General features: G+C 62.7%; 15 protein-coding genes. 7 read left to right on the forward strand and 8 right to left on the reverse strand.

All coding sequences use genetic code 11. The features are described 5' to 3' along the window. The first annotated feature begins 57 nt into the window (after nt 1–57). Nucleotides 58–1,596, forward strand: coding sequence for an alanine/glycine:cation symporter family protein (locus HK108_RS10215; protein ID WP_181271454.1), 1,539 nt, complete (start codon nt 58–60; stop codon nt 1,594–1,596). A gap of 300 nt (nt 1,597–1,896) precedes the next feature. Here the strand turns inward: HK108_RS10215 and fbaA are convergent, their stop codons facing one another. Continuing rightward, nucleotides 1,897–2,922 (reverse strand): class II fructose-bisphosphate aldolase, encoded by a 1,026-nt coding sequence (gene fbaA, locus HK108_RS10220; RefSeq protein WP_181271455.1) that lies wholly within the window; start codon nt 2,920–2,922, stop codon nt 1,897–1,899. A 218-nt stretch (nt 2,923–3,140) separates the two neighbouring features. On the opposite strand from fbaA, the gene HK108_RS10225 reads away from it, so the two are divergent. Continuing rightward, nucleotides 3,141–4,463 carry an MFS transporter gene (locus HK108_RS10225; RefSeq protein WP_181271456.1) on the forward strand — a complete coding sequence of 441 codons (1,323 nt, stop codon included), beginning with the start codon at nt 3,141–3,143 and terminating at the stop codon, nt 4,461–4,463. Between the two features lie 36 nt (nt 4,464–4,499). On the opposite strand, the gene HK108_RS10230 is transcribed toward HK108_RS10225, so the two are convergent. Beyond that, nucleotides 4,500–4,988: an SRPBCC family protein gene (locus tag HK108_RS10230; protein WP_181271457.1), complete on the reverse strand. Its 489-nt coding sequence runs from the start codon at nt 4,986–4,988 to the stop codon at nt 4,500–4,502. Between the two features lie 34 nt (nt 4,989–5,022). After that, the gene (locus tag HK108_RS10235) at nt 5,023–5,361 is read right to left on the reverse strand and encodes an ArsR/SmtB family transcription factor (RefSeq protein ID WP_181271458.1); all 339 of its coding nucleotides are present in this window, start codon (nt 5,359–5,361) and stop codon (nt 5,023–5,025) included. 101 nt (nt 5,362–5,462) lie between these two features. Here HK108_RS10235 and HK108_RS10240 point away from each other — a divergent pair, with 101 nt between their 5' ends. Genes HK108_RS10240 through HK108_RS10250 form a run of 3 tightly spaced genes read left to right on the forward strand, consistent with a single transcriptional unit; the run spans nt 5,463 to nt 8,775 of the window. Continuing rightward, entirely contained in the window at nt 5,463–6,107 is a 645-nt protein-coding gene (locus tag HK108_RS10240) for a TetR/AcrR family transcriptional regulator (RefSeq protein WP_181271459.1), read from the forward strand. After that, on the forward strand, nt 6,104–7,042 hold the full coding sequence (locus HK108_RS10245) for an ABC transporter ATP-binding protein (protein ID WP_181271460.1): 939 nt from the start codon (nt 6,104–6,106) through the stop codon (nt 7,040–7,042). The genes HK108_RS10240 and HK108_RS10245 overlap by 4 nt, the downstream gene beginning before the upstream one ends. Further along, a complete protein-coding gene (locus HK108_RS10250) occupies nt 7,039–8,775 on the forward strand; it encodes an ABC transporter permease (protein ID WP_219922310.1) in 1,737 nt (578 codons plus the stop codon). Before HK108_RS10245 ends, HK108_RS10250 begins: the two co-directional genes overlap by 4 nt. Here the strand turns inward: HK108_RS10250 and HK108_RS10255 are convergent. After that, entirely contained in the window at nt 8,765–11,056 is a 2,292-nt protein-coding gene (locus tag HK108_RS10255) for a LuxR C-terminal-related transcriptional regulator (protein WP_181271461.1), read from the reverse strand. The genes HK108_RS10250 and HK108_RS10255 overlap by 11 nt on opposite strands. A gap of 267 nt (nt 11,057–11,323) precedes the next feature. Here HK108_RS10255 and HK108_RS10260 point away from each other — a divergent pair, with 267 nt between their 5' ends. Beyond that, nucleotides 11,324–12,529: a lipid II:glycine glycyltransferase FemX gene (locus tag HK108_RS10260; RefSeq protein WP_181271462.1), complete on the forward strand. Its 1,206-nt coding sequence runs from the start codon at nt 11,324–11,326 to the stop codon at nt 12,527–12,529. A 48-nt stretch (nt 12,530–12,577) separates the two neighbouring features. Here the strand turns inward: HK108_RS10260 and HK108_RS10265 are convergent, their stop codons facing one another. Beyond that, a complete protein-coding gene (locus tag HK108_RS10265) occupies nt 12,578–13,612 on the reverse strand; it encodes an ATP-grasp domain-containing protein (RefSeq protein WP_181271463.1) in 1,035 nt (344 codons plus the stop codon). A gap of 456 nt (nt 13,613–14,068) precedes the next feature. Between HK108_RS10265 and HK108_RS10270 the strand changes: the two genes are divergently transcribed. Continuing rightward, nucleotides 14,069–15,265 carry a type III PLP-dependent enzyme domain-containing protein gene (locus HK108_RS10270; protein ID WP_229664065.1) on the forward strand — a complete coding sequence of 399 codons (1,197 nt, stop codon included), beginning with the start codon at nt 14,069–14,071 and terminating at the stop codon, nt 15,263–15,265. A gap of 59 nt (nt 15,266–15,324) precedes the next feature. Here the strand turns inward: HK108_RS10270 and HK108_RS10275 are convergent, their stop codons facing one another. From HK108_RS10275 to HK108_RS10285, 3 genes are all read right to left on the reverse strand, one after another. Next, nucleotides 15,325–16,362 (reverse strand): ATP-grasp domain-containing protein, encoded by a 1,038-nt coding sequence (locus HK108_RS10275; RefSeq protein ID WP_181271464.1) that lies wholly within the window; start codon nt 16,360–16,362, stop codon nt 15,325–15,327. A 154-nt stretch (nt 16,363–16,516) separates the two neighbouring features. Continuing rightward, on the reverse strand, nt 16,517–17,935 hold the full coding sequence (locus HK108_RS10280; RefSeq protein WP_181271465.1) for a hypothetical protein: 1,419 nt from the start codon (nt 17,933–17,935) through the stop codon (nt 16,517–16,519). A gap of 195 nt (nt 17,936–18,130) precedes the next feature. Then, nucleotides 18,131–19,681: a tyrosine-protein kinase domain-containing protein gene (locus HK108_RS10285; RefSeq protein WP_188741306.1), complete on the reverse strand. Its 1,551-nt coding sequence runs from the start codon at nt 19,679–19,681 to the stop codon at nt 18,131–18,133. Between the last annotated feature and the right edge of the window lie 49 nt (nt 19,682–19,730).

Here is a 19,730-nt window from a genome sequence, read left to right on the forward strand (position 1 = left end):
GGTCCTTCACTGTTTCGATGCTCAGAAACCCCTGCCCCCCCCTCTGATTGGAAAAGCGTGTCCGCAGTCCTTGATTGGCTCAACGGAATCATCTGGTCCTCCGCCCTCGTGTACCTCTGCCTCGGTGCCGGCGTGTACTTCACGATCCGCTCCCGAGCCGTCCAGATCCGACAGATCAAAGCGATCTTCACGCAGATGTTCCGCGGGAAGAGCTCGAACGAGGGCGTCTCCTCCTTCCAAGCTCTCGCGATGTCGTTGGCCGGTCGCGTCGGCGTGGGCAACATCGCCGGTGTCGCCACCGCAATCGGCTTCGGCGGACCTGGCGCGGTGGTGTGGATGTGGATCTCCGCGCTGCTCGGAGCCTCAACGTCCTATGTCGAGTCGACTCTCGGCCAGGTCTTCAAGGAACAGGACCCCAAGAGCGGCGAATACCGCGGCGGACCGGCTTTCTACATCGAGAAGGCCTACCGGCACACGAAGGCCAAGGGCCTGTTCAAGGTCTACGGTCTCGTCTTCGCCGCTGTCACGGTTCTCGCGATGAGCTTCATGCTCCCGGGCATCCAGTCGAACGCGATCTCCGGTGCGGTCGAGAACGCGTGGGGAACTCCGACATGGATCACCGCGGTCATCCTCGCGGTCATCATGGGCTTCATCGTCATCGGCGGAGTCAAGCGCATCGCCCACTTCGCCTCACTCGCGGTGCCCTTCATGGCCGTTATCTACATCATTGCGGCGATCGCTGTCACACTCGTCAACGCCGACCAGATCATCCCCGTCTTCCAGCTCGTCTTCACCTCCGCATTCGGCGTCGACGCAGGACCGGACGCGGCCTTCGGCGGCATTCTCGGCATGGCTGTTCAGTGGGGCGTCCAGCGCGGGATCTACTCGAACGAGGCCGGACAGGGCACCGGCCCGCACGCTGCCGCTGCCGCCGAGGTCTCGCACCCGTCGAAGCAGGGACTCGTGCAGGCCGGTTCGATCTACATCGACACCCTCTTCGTGTGCTCAGCGACTGCTTTCATGATTCTCTCCACCGGTATGTACAGGGTCTTCGATGCCGACGGCGAGACCATCATCGGCACAGGACGCGGTCAGATGGCCGAAGCCATCGCTGCAACACCCGGTGAGAAGTGGCCTCAGGCCGGACTCGACACGATGATCTCCGGCTTCGGTGCGGGCTTCATCGCGATCTCGATCTTCCTCTTCGCCCTGACGACGATCGTCGCCTACTACTACATGGCGGAGACGAACCTCGTCTACCTGCTCGGCAAGGCCAAGAGCACATTGGCCCTGACGATCGGCACTCGTGTGCTGCAGGTAGTCATCGTCATCGCGGTGGCCGTGGGCGCGATGTCGACCTCGGGCAGCGCCTGGGCGCTCGGCGACATCGGAGTGGGCCTCATGGCCTGGCTGAATGTGATCGCGATCCTCATCCTCCAGCAGCCGGCGTTCAAGCTCCTGCGCGACTTCGAACGCCAGACCAAGCTCGGCCTGGATCCGGTGTTCGAGCCCGAGAAGATCGGCGTGCGCAATGCCGACTTCTGGGATCAGCGCGTGGCTCGCCTCAAGGCCGGCGAGGCGGTGCCGGAAGGCTGATGCCCCTCGCGGTCGGCTGCCTGCCACCCGGCAGGCCGCCGATCGGCAGGAAGGCCATTCGGCAGACTACTCGTCCGCCGATGCGAGGGACAGATTGCGAGGTCCGGGACAATGGCGTCCCGGGCCTCGTGGCATTCACAGCGACGCACAGAGCAGCGGCCGCCGCCCTGAATCGGGCGACGGCCGCTGTCGGTTCGCGGGGCAGACTCTGCTGCCCTCCGGCTCACCAGCCGAGCTGGCTAAGCTGGCTAAGCTGGCTAAGCTGGCTAAGCCGACCGTGCTGGCCCAGCCGGCTGAGCCTCACTTGTTCAGGCTGGTGCCTGCCGAGCCGAGGTTCTGGCAGGCTTCGACGATGCGCTCGGCCATGCCCTTCTCTGCGGCCTTGCCGTAGGAGCGCGGGTCGTAGAGCTTCTTGTCGCCGACCTCGCCGTCGATCTTGAGCACTCCGTCGTAGTTGCGGAACATGTGCTCGACGACGGGGCGGGTGAAGGCGTACTGGGTATCCGTGTCGATGTTCATCTTCACGACTCCGTGGCGGACCGCCTCGGCGATCTCTTCAGCACTCGAGCCCGAACCCCCGTGGAAGACGAGGTCGAAGGGAGCCTTCTTGCCGACCTCGGCCCCGACCTTCTCCTGGATCTCACCGAGGAGTTCGGGACGCAGCTTCACATTGCCGGGCTTGTACACGCCGTGGACGTTTCCGAAGGTCAGAGCCGTGAGGTAGCGGCCCTTCTCGCCGGTACCCAGCGCTCGTGCGGTGGCCAGCCCGTCCTCGACGGTGGTGTAGAGCTTGTCGTTGATCTCGTTCTCGACGCCGTCCTCTTCGCCGCCGACGACGCCGACCTCGATCTCGAGGATCGAGTGCGCTGCCGTCGAGAGCTCGAGCAGTTCCTCGGCGAGAGTGAGGTTCTCGTCGAGCGGAACGGCGGAACCGTCCCACATATGCGACTGGAAGTAGGGATCGCCGCCGTTCTTCACGCGCTCGGTCGACGCGGCCAGCAGGGGCTTGACCCAGGCTTCGACGGCGTCCTTCGGGGCGTGGTCGGTGTGCAGCGCGATGTTGACGTCGTAGCTCTTGGCCACTTCGGCGGCGAAGACGGAGAACGCGATGGCGCCCCGCACGCGGTCCTTGACCGTCGGGCCGGACATGTATTCGGCACCGCCCGTGGAGATCTGCACGATGCCGTCGGATCCGGCCTCGGCGAACCCTTGGATGGCGGCGTTGATCGTCTGCGAGGAGGTGCAGTTGATCGCGGGGTAGGCGAAGCCCTGGGTCTTCGCGCGGTCGATCATCTCGGCATACACTTCGGGGCTGGCGATGGGCATACATGCTCCTTGGTCGGGGTCGGCCGTTTCTGCTGCCACCAGCCTACTCGTTCCGCCCCGCCCATGGCAGGAGGTCCCAACGGCGGCCTCACCGAGGATGCTCTCCCCTGGCACCGATCGTGGACGAATCCTGGAAAGCAATTTCGGATCCTGCTGCCGAGGAGGCCCGACCCTAGCTCAGACCTCGCTTCGGACGCGGCATTCAGTACAGTGGCCTCATGGCCTCGACGCTGACTCCGCCCGGTTCGGGCAATCGCCTGCGCATCTTCAATTGGGCTCTGTGGGACTGGGGCTCGGCGTCCTTCAACGCCGTGATCATCACCTTCGTCTTCGCCCCGTATCTGACGAAGTCCGTCGCCGCCACCGAGGAGGCCGGATCCTCGGCATTGGGCTGGTCGATGGCTGCGGCCGGCTTCGTCATCGCCGTCGTCGCCCCGGCCGCCGGCACCCGGGCCGACGCCGGGGGTCGGCATCGCCTGTGGCTGGGCGTGCACACCGCGATCGTCGTGCTCACGATGTTCGGACTGTTCTTCGTCCGCGACTCCCCCGACTATCTGTGGCTGGGCCTTCTGCTCTTGGCCGTCGGCAGCGTCTTCTTCGAATTCGCCGAGGTGTCCTACAACGGGATCATGGTCCGCATCACCACACCCGACAACGTCGGCAGGGTCTCCGGATTCGGCTGGGGAATGGGATACGTCGGAGGGCTGGTTCTCCTCGTCATCCTCCTCGTCCTCGTCATCCAACCCGAGGTCGGCTTCCTCGGCGCCAGCGACGAGGAGGGACTGCGGTTCCGCATCGTCGCGGTCCTGTCCGCCGTGTGGTTTGCGATCTTCGCGATCCCCGCTCTGTTCTCGGCACCAGGGGCGAAGGTCAAGGGCACTTCGGGTGGGCACCCGATCCGAGCATTCATCGCCGACTACGCCGCACTCGTGCGCCGTCTGATCCGGATGTGGTCGACCGAGCATCAGACGCTGCGGTTCTTCATCGCCTCGGCGGTCTTCCGGGACGGTCTGGCCGCGATCTTCTCGTTCGCGGGCGTCCTCGCCGCCGGCAGCTACGGGTTCTCCGCCTCCCAGATCATCATCCTCGGCGTGGCCGCGAACGTCGCCGCCGGTGCCGGGGCGATGATCGCCGGGTGGTTCGATGATCGGCTCGGACCGAAACCCGTCATCATCGCCGGTCTCATCGTCATCATCCTCGGCGGACTGCCGATCCTCTTCAGCGCCGAGGCGGCCGTGTTCTGGGTCTGTGCCCTGATCTTGAGCTTCTGCGTCGGTCCGGTTCAGGCGTCGAGTCGGTCGTTCCTGGCCCGCATCACTCCGCCGGAGTCGGCCGGGGAGAACTTCGGCCTCTATGCCACGACCGGAAGGGCCGTGAGCTTCCTGGGCCCGGCGATGTTCGCCTTGGCGATCACGGTCTTCGGCTTCCAGCGGGCCGGGACGCTGGGCATCCTCATTGTTCTGGCGGTCGGCCTGGCGCTTATCATTCCCGTCCGACCCGACGCCCCGGCCCACTCCATGCAGGCCCGCGAGGAAAGCTGAAGCATTGCGGAGAGGCCGGGCGCCGGCCGCACCGGCTCACTGCCGGGCGAGCAGATCGTCGATCTGGTTGATCGCTCCGGTCGAGCCTTCGATGACACCCATCTCCAACACGGTGCGCAGTCCCTCAGCCGAGTCGAAGACCGATTCGTAAGTGGCACGAGTCCCGGTCTCGGTCGCTTCGAAGCGGTAGATGCAGCTGCTTCCCGGCATCGATTCGACGACGCTGAAGTCCTCATCGGCGAAGTAGTCGCGGAACTCCAGGCGCGCGGAACGGTCGACGGCGGTCAGTTCCCACAGTCCGCAGAACTTCTCGCCCTCCGGGCTCGTCATAAAGTATGTGACTCTGCCGCCGGGCTCGAGCGAATGGTCGACGACCGTGGCCGGATACGTCGGCGGACCCCAAATCTGCTCGAGCTGGCGGGGATCGGCATAAACTTCCCACACCCGTTCGCGCGGCGCCGCGAACTCGGCGACGATCGTCAGCGTCAGTGTCTCTTCGTCATGAAATGTGTCGATGACCGGCATGGCTGCTCCTTAAGCATTGCGGTGGTTTGCCTCACTACCCGGCCTGTTCGTCCCCGGACAGAAGGTCGTCGATTCTCTGCACTCGGTCGACCCACTGGTCTTCGAGTTCGGCGAGCATGCTCCTGATGGTGCGAAGCGGACCCACCTCTGCGTGAGCGATCTGCTGCTTTCCGACTCGTCGCTTCGTCACCAGTCCTGCACGTTCGAGGACCGCGACGTGCTTCTGCACTGCGGCGAAGCTCATGTCGTAGTCGGCGGCCAGATCGGTCACCGAAAGCCCTTCTCCTGCGACTCGGCGTACGATATCGCGCCGGGTGCGGTCGGCCAATGCTTGGAACAGCGCATCCGCCTCGTCATCGAGAAGTCCTTTCATGCGATCAATCATACAACCGAATGGTTGCATGTAAATAGGTGCAGGCAAAGATTCTCGCGACCCGTTGACATTCGACATTGAACACGCGTTTAATATTAAACATGCGTTCAACGAACCCCGATTCCAACTCGCGCCGCTCTCCCAACACCTCTCCGGAGACTGCCGAGAAGATCCTCTCTGCCGCCGTCGCCGAGTTCGCCCGCCACGGGTTCACGAAGACGACGGTCCGCGGCATCGCCGCTGCCGCCGAGGTCTCCCCCGGCCTGGTCATCCACCATTTCGGGTCGAAGGACGCGTTGCGCAGTGCGTGTGATGAACACGTATTCGAGCGAATCGCTGAGTTGAAGGCGGCGAAAGCCGGCTACGCCACCATGGCAGTGCAGATGATGTTCGACGACCCCGAGATGTCCACTGCTGTGGACTACCTCGTCAAGTCCCTGCTCGACCCCAGCGAGCATGGCCAGCGCTACTTCGACCACTACGTCGACCTCGTCGAGTCCTATATCACCGAAGGATTCGCCGGCTACACCTTTCGACAGAGCGAGGATTCTCGTGGACAGGCGGCGACCATCGCGGTCATGGCCCTGGCCCCCTCCCTGCTCGAGCACCGCCTGCATTCGGTCCTCGGCACCGATGACACCACCGCAATGATGACCCGACTCGCCCCGCATCTGCTCGACCTCTACCTGCACGGTGCCCTCGAGTCAGTCCCCGACAACTCTCAACCAGGAGATGAGGAACCATGAGCACATTGACCCGTCCCCGCCGCACCGACGACGGCCGCGCATCCGCCTCGGCGGCGATCTCGATGCGGGAGGTCGTGAAGTCATACGGACGCGTCCGCGCCCTGGACAGCCTCGACCTCGAGGTCGCCCGCGGCGAGGTCCACGGCTTCCTCGGCCCCAACGGCGCCGGCAAGTCGACGACGATCCGGATCCTGCTCGGAATCCTGCGACATAACTCGGGCACGGTGCGCCTCCTCGGCGAGGATCCCTGGGCGAAGGCGGTGCCCCTGCACCGCCGCCTGGCCTACGTCCCCGGCGATGTGGAGCTGTGGCCGGGGCTGACCGGTGGTGAGGCGATCGACCTGTTCGCCCGGTTGCGCGGAGGGGTGGACAGACGTCGTCGCGATGAGCTCATCGAACGCTTCGACCTCGACCCGCGGAAGAAGGGCCGGACCTATTCGAAAGGCAACCGGCAGAAGGTCGCGCTCATCTCCGCCCTGGCCTCGGACGTCGAACTGCTGCTCCTCGACGAGCCGACGGCCGGACTCGACCCGCTTATGGAAGCGGTGTTCCAGGACTGCATCCGGACCGCGAAGGACGCCGGTCGCACGGTGCTGCTCTCCAGCCACATCCTCGCCCAGGTCGAAGCCCTGGCCGATCGGGTGTCGATCATCCGCTCGGGTCGCATCGTCGAGACGGGGACCCTGTCCGAGCTGCGGCACCTGTCGCGGACGACGATCACCGTCGGGCTCGAACACGATGTGCCCGCCCTGTCCGAGATGACCGGAGTCCACGACCTCGTCCGCGAAGGTTCGCGACTGCATTTCAGCGCCGATACGGCGCAGCTGCCCCGTATCATGCGGGCGCTCGGCGAACACGATGTCGAATCGCTCACCGCGACCCCGCCGACCCTCGAGCAGCTGCTGCTGCGTCACTACGGCAAGGAGGAGTCATGAATCTGCTGGCCGCATACACGGACGACGGGGATCGCACTGTCCACGGAGGCCCCGGGAACTCACCGCGAACCGGGCATCATCATGGTGCACATGAACGTGTTCGGCGTGGCCGCCTCGGCGAGGGAAACCTGGCAGGGGTGGGGAATCTGCTGAGATTCATGCTGCGGCGGGACCGCCTGTGGCTGCCGATCTGGGTGCTTGCTCTCTCTGCGCTCACCGCGTACTTCGCTAATGCGATCGCCGTGGTCATGGATTCGGATTCGCTGCAGGCGATGACGGCGTTCGCGAAGAATCCGGTGATGGCGCTCATCACGGGGCCAGGTTACGGGCTCGACCAGATGACGATCCCGCGGTTCATCGTCGGCATGTACGGGGTGTTCCTCATGATCGGGGCGGCTCTGATGTCGATCCTCACCATCTCCCGCCACACGCGCGCCGAGGAGCAGACGGGGCGGGCCGAACTCGTTCGCGCCGGCGTCACCGGTCGGCACACTCAGCTCATCGCCTCCCTTGCGCTCACGGTGTTCATGAATCTCCTGCTCAGCGCGGGCATGGCTGCGGCGTTCGGATTCTCTCAGGCCGAACCGGATTCGTGGTCGGCGACGGTGCTGTTCACGGTCGGAATCGGCGCGGTGGGCTGTGTCTTCGCCGCCGTCACCGCGGTCACTGTGCAGCTGAGCGCGTTCGCCAGGGCCGCCTCGTCGATGGCCGGAGCGGTGCTCGCACTCAGCTTCGTCCTCCGCGGGATCGGTGATATGTCGCACGTGTCCGGGGGTGGCCTCGATTGGCTGTCGTGGCTCTCGCCCTTGGGGTGGGCGCAGCAGACGGCACCGTTCACCCTCGACCGCTGGTGGCCGCTGCTGTACTCGGCTGGTCTGTTCACGGTCCTCGTCGTCGCGGCCGCGATGCTGCAGTCTCGTCGTGACCTGGGTGCCGGAATCGTCGCAGAACGGCTGGGCCGGTCGCAGGCGGGACCGCTGCTGTCGACGCCGCTGGGTCTGGCGCTGCGCCTGCAGGCCTCGAGCCTGATCTGGTGGTCGATGAGCATGCTGGTCATGGGTGTGGTGTTCGGATCGTTCACCGGGCCCATGGACGAAGGAGCGGCGGGGATGCCGCCGGAGATCCTGTCGATCATGGGCGGTCGGTCCGGAATCGTCGACGGCTACCTCGGATACATGGCCCTGTACTTCGCCATCATCGTCGCCGCGTATGCGGTCATCGCCGCTGGTGGGCTGCGGTCGGAGGAGTCCTCTTTCCACACCGAACCGGTGCTCGCGACCGCGGTCTCCCGCAGCGGATGGTTGGCTTCCTGGGCAATGGTGACTCTGGTCGGGGCCGGTTGGCTGATGGGCATGGCCGGCCTCGGTGAAGGGGTGGGTGCCGCGATGTCGATGGACGATTGGTCCCTGGTGTGGCCGACCTTGCTCGGGCATCTCGCGCAGGCGCCGTCGATCTGGGCGCTGCTCGGATTCGCCTACCTGCTCTACGGCCTCGCCCCGCGGCTGATGAGCCTGAGCTGGATCGTCTTCGGCGCCTCGGCGGTGCTCGCCCTCTTCGGCGGGCTGATGCAGCTCGACGACGCGGTCCTCGATCTGTCCTTGTTCACCCATATCGGCCAGTATCCGGCCCAGGATCTCTCCGCCGAGGCGGTGCTGTGGTTTGCAGGGATCGCTGCGGTCCTCGTCGGGGCTGGGATCCTCGGATTCCGAAGGCGGGACCTCGTCACGGCGTGAGGTACCCCAAGGACCGGGCGCGGCTGAGGACGTCCGCCCGGTTCGAAACTCCGAATTTGCGGTAGAGGGCCGAAAGACGGTTCTTCACGGTTCCTGGCACCTGCTGCAGTTCGCCGGCGATCTCGGCAACGGACAGGCCACGTGCCAGCAGGTCGATGAGTTGGGCTTCGCCGACGTTGAGCTGCGGCGCTTCTGCCAGCTCCACGGAGACCGAGCCGATGCGCCGCAGCCGCTCCATAAGCTGCTCCGGTGAAGCGAAGGACGCGGCGAACTCGTTCGCGGCTTCCGCCCATACGGGCGAGTCGGCTGTGAGGTCGACGAGTCGGCTGCGATCGGTCAGCGGCAGCAGTGCAAGCGGCAGCAGCGAGCTCACCCAGGTCGAGAGACTCACAGCCGTCGTGAAATCACTCTGCGCTGCGGCCTGGTCCCCCGTACGCAGTTTGGCTGCTGCTCGGATGGCGGCGAGTTCTGCGCGGCTGCGCGGGCTGAGCGAACGGTGATAGAACCAGGTATCGGCGCACGCGATCGCCTCGGCGTTGCGACCGGCCACGAGCTTTGAGCGGACGTCGAGGACGATGCGCGCATCACACGCCGGCGAGAGCCTTTCTCGGTCGAGCTCGGCCCAACGCAGCTGGCCGAGCGCGATGAAGACCATGCTGCGTCCGAACGCAAGCAGATCCTTCTCAGCAGCGGATAGAACTCCGGAATCGCGATACCGCTCGGCATCATCGTTGACGAAGAGCAACCCGGATTCGGACTTTGCGGACAGCACTGCCAAGGTCCGAGCGATGAGAGGCAGATAGACCCACAATGTTCGCAGCTCGGGGTAAGCGGACAACGCGTCGAATTCCGTCCGAGCGCGTTGCACGTCGAGACGGTCGAGAGCCCGCAGCGCCGCCGCGATACGCAGCGGCGGAGTGACGAGCTCGTCGACGATGCCGCTCGGCCGTGTTGCTGAACGAGCTGCGACAGAGCCGGTTCCATCACAGGCTCGGCTGAGCTCGGACGACTCTGCTGCCAATGCGAGATGGATATCGGCTCGTTCACAGTCGCCGCTGACGGCCGAGATGAGAGCTGTCCACGCGATGATTGCCGGCAGCAGGAAGTCGCCGTCGATGTGACCGGCCCGAGCTGGCCCCTCGATCTCATGGAGCAGGGACAGTGCCCGGCGAGACTCGGCTGCATGGTGGAGTGCGATCGCAGTGAGGAGTCGGACGACGGAACGCCCACGCACACTGGGCATCTTCGCCGCGGCACGGATGCCCAATTCTGCGGCATCACCGTGCCGGCCGGAATCGGCGAGACCGATCAGTTGACGAACGGTGTCGATGACATCCACCGGCAATCCGTCCGGCCGGATTTCTCCGCTCCCATCTTCTCCCGGTGCCGAGTCGCCGAGAATCGCCGGCAGTCGTGACCTCAGCAGTCCGGGCCCGGTATGCCTGATCACGGCGGCACGGATGCGTGCCGGATCGGCGGCAGCGGAATCAGCGTCGATGTCCTCGGCGAGTGTTCCGAAGAATTCGAGTCCAGGCCAGTTCGCACGAGTCTTGGGCGGCAGAAGACGAAACGCGGTGCAGGCGGTCCGCGGAGTGAGCAGGAACATAGGTATGCCCACTGCCTCGGTCACTCGCAGCAGCTGGGGCCAGCAGCCGCCGTGTCGGGCCAAGAGCAGCACGTCGCTGAGGGGTTCGGGCTCAACGGCGCCTGCCGATTCCATATGTTCGATGAGCACTTCGAGAAGTGAGGCGACCACCGGCCCCGCATCGGGTGTGGTGGTGAGGTCATATCGCAGCTTGGCCGCGATGAGGGTAGGAACCTGCAGCAGTGAGCCCCGCACCGAATCCTCAACACGAGTGAGCATCCCGCTGGAGTGGAGTCGGATCAGCACTCCTTCGGGGTCGTTGACCCCGATTCCGCCGAGGAGGTCATCAGCCACCGCGGTCAGCGCCCGCACGGCGGTCGGCTCTGACACAGCGCTGAGTTGAGCGAGCACCGAGGCTGCCGCCGTGTCACCGGGTCCCAGCTCCAGGGACAGCCGTGGACACAGTTCGACGACCCAATCGGCGAAGGCAGCAGACTCGGGCTCCACTGTGACGCCGGCGGTGGCTGCGGCACGGAGGACCGCCTCGGCGAAGAGAGCACGACCGGCGCATTCATTCCACAGCAGGTGGCAGAGCTCGGTGTCGACCGGACCCACGCCTGAAGATTCGAGTTCGATGATGAAGTCTCCCAGACTGCGGCGAGGATCTTGCGCTTTCCCTTCAGCATTCGAGCTCATGGTCGCCCATCCTTCATCTCGGCGGATCGCACCCGCGTCACGCTCATCGACGTACACGTGAGCTCCCCTCTCAGACGTCCCGCTGTCAACAATCGGATGACCGGCACGCAGCTTGCTGACCTGTCCGGACTCCCAATGTGCCTGTCATCCGTCGGCGATTGTCGACCGACGGGAGCGATATGCGGTCATCCGCCAATGGAGTGCGGATGCACGAAAGCTGCATCGTGATCTCCGGTTGCCCCCTCCGTACCTCCCTACCCTGATTCCATGCATACGGTTGAAACCCTTGAAAGCGCCGATTACCACCGGTTCCTCGAAAATTTCGAGACCGCAAGCTATCAGCAGACTCCGCAATGGGGAGACGCACGCGGCCAGATCTGGGACTATGAGCTGCTGGGTATCCGAGACAATACGGGAGCACTGGTCGCTGCGACGCTCGTCAAGTACAAGAATCTGCCTGGGACTGGGCTCCGATTTGCATATATTCCGCAGGGGCCACTGATCGACTGGGCCGCCCCGGATGCGGTTGAGCAGCTGCACGCCCTGACCTCTCATCTGCGCGCAAAGAACATCTTCGCCGTCAGAATTGCTCCGCCGATGAAGCTGCGAAGCTGGCATGCCGACACTGTGAAGAAGGGTCTCAAGGATCCCGGCGTCGCACGATTCGACGATCTCGCCCCCGACGACACCAATCCTGTCGGAAGTGACATCGTGCGACAGTTGTCACGACTCGGCTGGAAGGAAGTCCGTGGCAACAAGGAAGCCGAAGCCACCCAGCCCAGATTCAATTTCCATCTCTCGCTGGAAGGCGGCTCAGAGCAGGCCGTCTCTTCACGGATGTCGAAGACGTGGCGAAAGAATATCCGCAAGGCCGACCGCGCGGGAGTGCAAGCGCAGACCGGCGAACTGGCAGATCTCGATGAAGTGCTCGGAATATTGGCGGAGACAGCCGACCGCAACCGTTTCAATGCAAAGCCTCGAAGCTACATAGAGGCAGTCCTGACAACATTGACTGTTGACTTCCCCGGTCGAATCACGTTTGACGTCGCCAGGCACAATGGCGAGGTTCTCGCCGCCGAGGCGACAGCGCAGCTCGGTCGAAGGGTGCAGGGCATCTTTGCCGCAACAAGCACTCTCCGGCCCGAGGTGAGGCCGTCGAATGCCCTCTATTGGGAGATCATCTGTCGTGCCGTCGCAGACGGAGTCGAAGTCATCGATATCGGCGGGGTCCAAAATACCTTGGATCCCGATGTTCCGACTGCGGGTCTGATTCACTTCAAGGCCGGCATGGGAGCCGATGCGCACGAATACATCGGAGTCTGGGATCTGCCGCTGCGACCGCGGATCTACACCGCATTCTCTTCCCTGCTGGCGCTTCGGGACCTGGTCCGATCGGATGTCACGCACAAGATGCGTGACTTCGCCACCCGCCTCGGCGAAAATTCGCACCGGAACGTGAAAGTCGGCAGCTGAGGGCGACGTCATCTCAACCTCACCGAATTCACGTCTGGGTCCTCTTCGTCAACCCGTGACGCGGATGCTCTCATATTTCGCGGAGACGACGTCCAATTCGTATCGGTTCCAGCTCTCACCGATATCAACCCCGAGGACCTGTGCAAGATAGTAGAGAGGCACATCTGCACCGGCGAGGTGGACGAATGGATATCCACCGCCGAATCGAGGGTTGATGTCGATCACGGAAGCCCCACCGAAGTCATCGACGAACACGTCAACGTCGATGAGGCCTGTCAGGTCTGACACTTCGGCGATCCGCTCAGCGATTCGAGTGAATGGTGCGGGGTCGACGGTCACGGCTTTGTCTGTCTCTCCAGCCCTCATGCGAACCTTGCGGCGCGCCAGCACGCCGCTGAGCATTCCACTGTCTGTGAGGCTCCCGATGATGTCGACACCGTATTCGGTTCCCGGGAGCTTCGGCTGCACTGCAACATCATCCCGCGTACCCGAATGCCCACCTGCCGACGGGGCAGAAAGCGAGGCTTCTGTCACCGCCTGACGGACGTGATCTGCTGAGACCACCCGCAGGCCCGAGGACCCGCTGCCGAATCTGTGCTTGACGACGAACTCGTCGGTCTGGGCACTCAGCTCATCGATTCCTTGGTCGTCCGCGCCGCTGACGGTCGCCGGCGTCGGAACCTCGATGGAGGCGAGCATCTTCGCCATCTGCAGCTTGTCTGCGCAGCCGGCCTGCCATGCTGCCGATACTCCCGGCACAAGCACGCCCCTGTCCCGAAGAGAGTTCGCAAGTCCACTATTCACATGGACATGCATGAGCTCGTAGTCGTTCGCCGAAACGAAGATCCTGGGGTCGAATTCGACAACCAGGCGCATCAGCTCCGGACCATAGTCCGGATCATCGTATTTCGGCAGACTCCGGCTGACGTCGCCGTAGGAAGCGGAGGAGCTTGTCGGATCGTTTTCGGCAACGATCACTCGCCCTTCGACGCCAAGTGCGTCGAAAGCCTCGCGAAACCAGTCGATGAGGTACAGACGCCTCCCGGCTGAGCTGATGATGATCGCCTCTGGCTTAGCTGTCATACCGTCCTCCTCGGTCTGGTCTGAGTCTCCCCGGCCGGAAGGCGTCAGGGAGTGCAGTCGGCGGCTTCTTCGGTTGGACACGACTGGCAACCAGCTTCCGTTTCAAGCGTGAATGAGACCACACGAGTCAGCACGCTCACCGGGTACATCAAGCGAATTCTGGATAGCTGGATTTCGCCCGAACCGAAATCATGAACTACAGAATTCAAACATCAGGACGCAGGAGATTACTGCGAAGACTGAGATTCAGATCTGCCTGCGCTGACTTGATTCTATTTCTATCATCGGACGCCCCGATTTCAGTATGCGGTTCTCCGCAATAAACAGCGGACCGCCCCCGCACCCCAACTGCTCTCCGTAGACTCCTTGAATACACGACATGAAGCACAGAAGAGAGTGATTGAAGTGGCGCAGCACGGGACCCGGCAGCACGAGCCCCAAACGCCGGCTTTTGTCTTGGACTCATCAGTCCTCGAAGAATTCATCGATAGATTTCGCCAAGCACTTCTGAATCAATGGCCGAATTCAGTGCTGTCGTATTCTTTCAAAACGAATGCACTGCCATGGCTTCTGTCTTTCATGAATACGCAAGGCGTCTGGGCAGAGGTGGTATCGGATGCCGAGTACCAACTTGCGCTGTCCGTGGGGTATCGCCCGGATCGCATCGTATTCAATGGCCCGGTCAAGAGTTGGCAGCGCTTGCGCCAAGCCCTCGCCCACGGGTCAGTCGTCAACCTGGATTCAAAGCGAGAGGTCAGGTGGGCCGCCGAGTTTGCCACGGAGCAGCCCGAGCAGACGCTTTCAGTGGGATTGCGTGTCAACTGGAACCTCGAAGAGAGATGTCCCGGGGAGAGCACGACGTCGGGACAGCACAGCCGTTTCGGGTTCAATGCGGAGAACGGTGAACTCGGCGCAGCGATGTCCACGCTGAAGGCCGCAGGGGTGAGGGTGGCTGGTCTCCATATGCACCGGAATTCGCTCACACAGAGTTTGGGAGTCTACACGGCGTCGGCAGAGCTCGCTGCCGAGCTCATCTCCGAGTTCGACCTCGATCTCGAATGGATCGATATCGGCGGCGGGTTCTTCGGCAGCCCTGTCGGAACTCCGACATTCGACCAATATGTGTCGACGATTCGCAGAGGACTCGAGGGAGCGGTCGACATCGATCGAACTCAATTGATCGTCGAACCGGGCGGTTCGCTGATCGCAGTGCCTGTGGAATTTCATTCACAAGTAGTCGACGTCAAATTCGTCGGAGATCACCGGTACGTGGTCACTGATGCCAGTCGCACCAATATCGATCCCCTCTTTCGGAGACAGAGGGAGTTCGATGTGCGAATCGATGCCGCTTCTGAGGAATCGATTCCCGAACAGGTGATCTGCGGCTTCACCTGTATGGAGGACGATCGCCTGACAGTCCTGAGAGACGCGCCGCAGCTGTCGGAAGGTGACCGGATCGTCTTCTACCGGGTCGGTGCCTACACGATGTCCTACCAGTCCTCCTTCATCGAATTCCCTCCAGCTGTCTTCGTCCGGGACGACGATTCTCTGAAATTGGTGAGGCGGAGGGGCTCGGTGGACGACTATCTGGGCGGACATTCGTGGCTCCATGCCACGGCATCTGTACCTGCCTCGGTCGCAGCTGGTTCATGACAGAACCTGAAGCAGAATCCTGACGCTCCGAGGCGGCTCATGCCGGCTGTTGGCCGGCACTATCGACGGAGAACGGAGAATTCGTCTCTTCTCGCCGTCGTCACCCCGACTTCATAGTCCAACAGTGATGGGGCATCGGCCAGTCCCGCCAACTCACGGACCAGATAGGCGGGAACATTCGCTCCCGCAAGGTGACAGAACGGGTACCCTCCACCGAACCGCGGATTGATATCGATGATCTGGGGAGAGCCTTCGGTGTCTTCTTTGAAGTCGACGTCGATCGGACCCACCGGTTTGAGAAGGTCCCCAAGTTCCGCCAGCGCCTGGGTGAAGCCCTTCGCCGCGACAGTTGTGGCGACATCGGTGTCTCCGCCTCTCATCCTGTCCTTGCGTCGCGCAAGTGCCCCATTCAGACGGCCGGTTCCATCGAGGGCAAACACTCCATCGACGCCGAACTCCGTTCCGGGTAAGTGGGTCTGGACGATGACGGCGTCTTCGCCGTGAGTTGTCGGTCGTCCGCCTGCGTCTCTTGCCGTCTTCGCCGATTCGATGACCATTTCCTGCAGAGTCTCACCTGTGGCAATGCGAAGCCCGTCTGATCCGCTTCCGAAACGGTGTTTGACGATGAAGCTGCCGCCCGAGTTCGTCGCCTGCGCCATGTCAGCCTCACTGCCGAGCCAAGTTGCAGGGGTGGGAAGTCCTCGGTCACGCAGTCTCGCAGCCATCAGGTGTTTGTCGAGGACGATGTTCTGCGCATCGGCGTCGAGTGCTGCGACCGTGCAGCCGCCCCTGCGCAGCTCTTCTGCCAAGCCACCGGCCAGCACCTGAAGCTCGTAGTCATTCACTGAGACAAACAGGTCAGGCGATTCTCTCCGAACCCAGTTCAATACCTCTTCGCGGTACTCAGGAGAGTTGTATGCCGGCATCACCACGCCACGGTCTGCCAGGGACAGGGTCGGGGCCGTGTCTCGATACTCGAACGCGATGACTTCGCCGTGGATTCCCTCGGTTTGCAAGGCCGTCTTGAACCACTCCACATAGTGCGCCCGGTGCGCGGCAGAGGCAATGACAACAGTGAGCCCGTTCGAATTCTTCATCCGGAATCCTCCTTCGAGTGCGTTTCGACATTCACACCGACCGCTCAGATCACGGTATCTGAACAGACAGTACTGGCTGAGCACGGAGACAGTAGCAAGCGCCGACGCACTTGCGCATTGCCCTGTGCAGCCGAGGTCGGGCCGATGTCGAGAATCATTGCGGTTCCGAGACGGCTGAGAACTTCACGTATTGGGCCGTTCGCCGGCGTCGGTGGTCGAGGGAGTCGGCGGATGAGTCTACATTGTCAGCACGGCGGTCCGGCTCCCCCTGCTGGAAGGAGACGAATTGCGGAATGATTCGGCGCGGAAGGTAGAAGGTGAGCAGCCAGAGGACGACGAGTGCTGCAATTCGTGCGTACATTCGCACTATCCATGTGTGGAATCCGGACCAGACTATGTCCCCGACCCCGCCCAATAGGGCTGCGAAGAACACCAAGAGCAGAAGGTCGCGTGGCCCCTGGACAGCACGTCGGTAGATGCGGAGCGTCCATGAGTCGATGCGATCAAGCATCACGGCGAGAAGCGGAACCCCGATCACCAAGCCCAGCGCTCCGAAATTCCACCAGAGATCGCCATAGACGGTTGCCACCGTGGAGAACCCGGTTCCGTACAGCTGCGGATCTGTCAGAGCAGCGAGTTGGTAGCCGATAGCGTCGGGTATCCAGTCAGGCGCGAAGCCATCGGGCAGCGCTGCCCGCAATGGTGACAGAAGCGATGCTCCGAGAGTCGGGAGACCTCCGAGGTCGAAGTCATGTATCAGAGACCCGAAGTTGCCGATGCCGACGAACATCGATGAGAGGCCTGTGTCGTTCCCGTGCTCGCCGCTCAACGAGGCTTCGTATTCCCTGCGCCATACACCCAACACCGCAAGAATCATCGGGGCGAGGAAGACTCCGACCACTTTCAGCCATTGACGCCCGTACCTGAGGAAGAAGATGTAGACGGCGGCCAAGATGAGCGCAATGGCTCGCAAACGGCCTGTCCCCGAGATGATGGCGGTCGGATACACCAGAAGTGCACCGGCGATGGTCACGGTATTCCAGGGGTTCTTCAGACCGCGCGGGCTGAGCAGAATCGCAATGCAGATGAGCAGAATCGCCGCTGACCCGAATCCGTCCGCCAGCACGCCCAGCCGATCTCCCAGAAGAACTGTGGCCGCGATCGTGATGACTCCGGCGCCGAGGGCCCACCGCACGCAGCGGATAGGCAGCACCACCTCATGAGGACGTCCTATTGAATCGGATCTCAGGCAGAGCATTCCGATCCCGATCTGAGTCAGCGTACTGCCGAACAAAGCCGTATTGAGGTAGACCTCGGGATGGGAGCCGACGATGAAAGACGGATCCCGGATGACGAGCAATCCGCTTACTCCGACGATTGCTGCACTCGATGTCATGAACAGTCCCGGCATAGTGATCCGATCACGTCCGAGGATCACGAAAAGGGTCATGCCGTGGGCAAAGGAGATTGCGGCGATGACCCCGCTCGAGAATGCGGCTGCTTCGACGTCCGTGGAGAAGCATATGCGAGCAATGACGACGATCAGCGCACAGACTGCGGTCAGTGATGCCACGAAGATCGGAGAATGAGCAGGGTCCATGAGGGCGCCCGTCCGGGCCCCGGACGGGCTCTGCTGAGTGCGGACAGATGACGGCACAATCATTCACCTTCTGCGGAGCTGACCGGACTCCAGATCGCGCGCAGAACCGGCCCTTCGAACCTCCTCGGCGATTCACCACTTCGATCAGTTCGATCCCTGTGCAAGAACTCAATCATTGCTGGTCACCCTTGTCCCGGGGAATACAGATCTGCAACCCAGATCCGGACGACGCGAGCTGTCAGAGGCTGAGAGGGGGACCTCACGGTCGGAATCTGGAGGAGCCTCCGCCTGCCGGACCGCCAGCTGCTTCGAATAGATGTTCTCCGGCTCGGCGCGGTGCGCCCAAGTGTCGGGATCTTTCCGAGTTGAATGCGCGGCATAGCTGCTGCCATAACTCTGCGAATATGTTGTGCCTGTGGTCCGGGGTACCCCATTGAGCACGAGTCCGAGAAGGCGCGCCCGCACGAGTTGGATCTTTCGCAGCGCCTGAGTGATCTGCGTTCGACGCACAACCCCGTTTCGAGCGACGAAGACGGTTCCAGACACTCGAGTAGCCATCGCTATTGCGTCTGTCGCAGCAAGCACTGGCGCAGAGTCCAGGACAACGGCGTCGTACTGCTTGGTGGCTTCTTCGAGGAAGACTGTCATCTGCTCGCTGTCCAGCAGTTCAGCCGGGTTCGGAGGTATCGGCCCGCTCGCAAGAACGGCGAGGTTGACGAGTTCCATAGGTTGGACGACGTCTTTCAACTCGGTATCCCCGATCAGCACTGTCGACAGACCTGCGCTCCCTTCTATTCCGAGATACCGGTGCACAGAGGGATCGCGTAGGTCAGCATCGACAAGAAGCACGCGGTCCCCGCCGCGGGCGAGGGCGGAAGCGAGGTTGATGGAGGTCACCGATTTTCCTTCGCCTTTCACGGAAGAAGTCACGAGCAGAGATCGGCTCCTGCCCCGCGGCTCAAGGAAGCGGAGGTTCGATCGCAGCTCCCTGTACGGTTCAGCCTGAACGTTCTGCGATCCGTGCTCTGAAACGAAGACGTGGTTCTCTCCTGCAGTGATCAGCGGGACCGTCCCGATCACCGCGGCGTCGGTCAGCTGCTCAATGTGATCTGCTTTGCGCACTCTGTTGTCCAGTCGATCTCTGAGCACGGCGGACAACATCCCTGCGAGTATCGCGGCGATCAATCCGAGCACGAGGTTCTGTGTGAGGTTCGGCGAGGACGGCGTTTTCGGCGCCGTCGCCGGAGTGACGACCGTCAGTTGGACTGTCGCCTTTCCGCTGGTGGTTTCGAGGTCTGCGACCTGCTCTCGCAGGCTTTCAGCCACCGCATTCGCAAGTTTCGCCGACGCTTCGGAACCGTCTGCTCTTGCGGTGATCGAGATGAGAAGAGTGTCTTCGGGGACATCTGCTGAGACCCTGTCAGAGATCTGTCCGGCGTCGGCATCCAAGTCGAGGGATCTGATGGCGGGATCAAGCACGATAGGAGTGGTAACGAGATCCGCATAGGTGTCGATCTGCTGCCGAGCGTAATCAGCCGCGGCCGAACGGTCGGTGACCGAATTGCCGGGATCGGTACGGACGAAGACGTTTGCGGACGACTCGTACACAGGGGGCTGCAGCGCCGTGATCCCGGCTACCGCAGCTATCACGACGAAGGCGGTCGACAGTGCGTAGACCCACCGTTCGCGGAGGATCGTCAGATAGTGCTGAACAATCATGATCGTTCACTTCCTACGCGGCAGTGTTCAGTTGGCTGAGAGGTGTGAG

This window comes from Brevibacterium sediminis (genome assembly GCF_013623905.1).
In the GTDB taxonomy this organism is placed as follows: Bacteria; Actinomycetota; Actinomycetes; order Actinomycetales; family Brevibacteriaceae; genus Brevibacterium; species Brevibacterium sediminis.

Bases quoted from the DNA above. Each gene is read 5' to 3' on its own strand.
- fbaA (WP_181271455.1), bottom strand. From the start codon at position 2,922: ATGCCCATCGCCAGCCCCGAAGTGTATGCCGAGATGATCGACCGCGCG.
- HK108_RS10225 (WP_181271456.1), top strand. From the start codon at position 3,141: ATGGCCTCGACGCTGACTCCGCCCGGTTCGGGCAATCGCCTGCGCATC.
- HK108_RS10230 (WP_181271457.1), bottom strand. From the start codon at position 4,988: ATGCCGGTCATCGACACATTTCATGACGAAGAGACACTGACGCTGACG.
- HK108_RS10235 (WP_181271458.1), bottom strand. From the start codon at position 5,361: ATGAAAGGACTTCTCGATGACGAGGCGGATGCGCTGTTCCAAGCATTG.
- HK108_RS10240 (WP_181271459.1), top strand. From the start codon at position 5,463: ATGCGTTCAACGAACCCCGATTCCAACTCGCGCCGCTCTCCCAACACC.
- HK108_RS10245 (WP_181271460.1), top strand. From the start codon at position 6,104: ATGAGCACATTGACCCGTCCCCGCCGCACCGACGACGGCCGCGCATCC.
- HK108_RS10250 (WP_219922310.1), top strand. From the start codon at position 7,039: ATGAATCTGCTGGCCGCATACACGGACGACGGGGATCGCACTGTCCAC.
- HK108_RS10255 (WP_181271461.1), bottom strand. From the start codon at position 11,056: ATGAGCTCGAATGCTGAAGGGAAAGCGCAAGATCCTCGCCGCAGTCTG.
- HK108_RS10260 (WP_181271462.1), top strand. From the start codon at position 11,324: ATGCATACGGTTGAAACCCTTGAAAGCGCCGATTACCACCGGTTCCTC.
- HK108_RS10265 (WP_181271463.1), bottom strand. From the start codon at position 13,612: ATGACAGCTAAGCCAGAGGCGATCATCATCAGCTCAGCCGGGAGGCGT.
- HK108_RS10275 (WP_181271464.1), bottom strand. From the start codon at position 16,362: ATGAAGAATTCGAACGGGCTCACTGTTGTCATTGCCTCTGCCGCGCAC.
- HK108_RS10285 (WP_188741306.1), bottom strand. From the start codon at position 19,681: ATGATTGTTCAGCACTATCTGACGATCCTCCGCGAACGGTGGGTCTAC.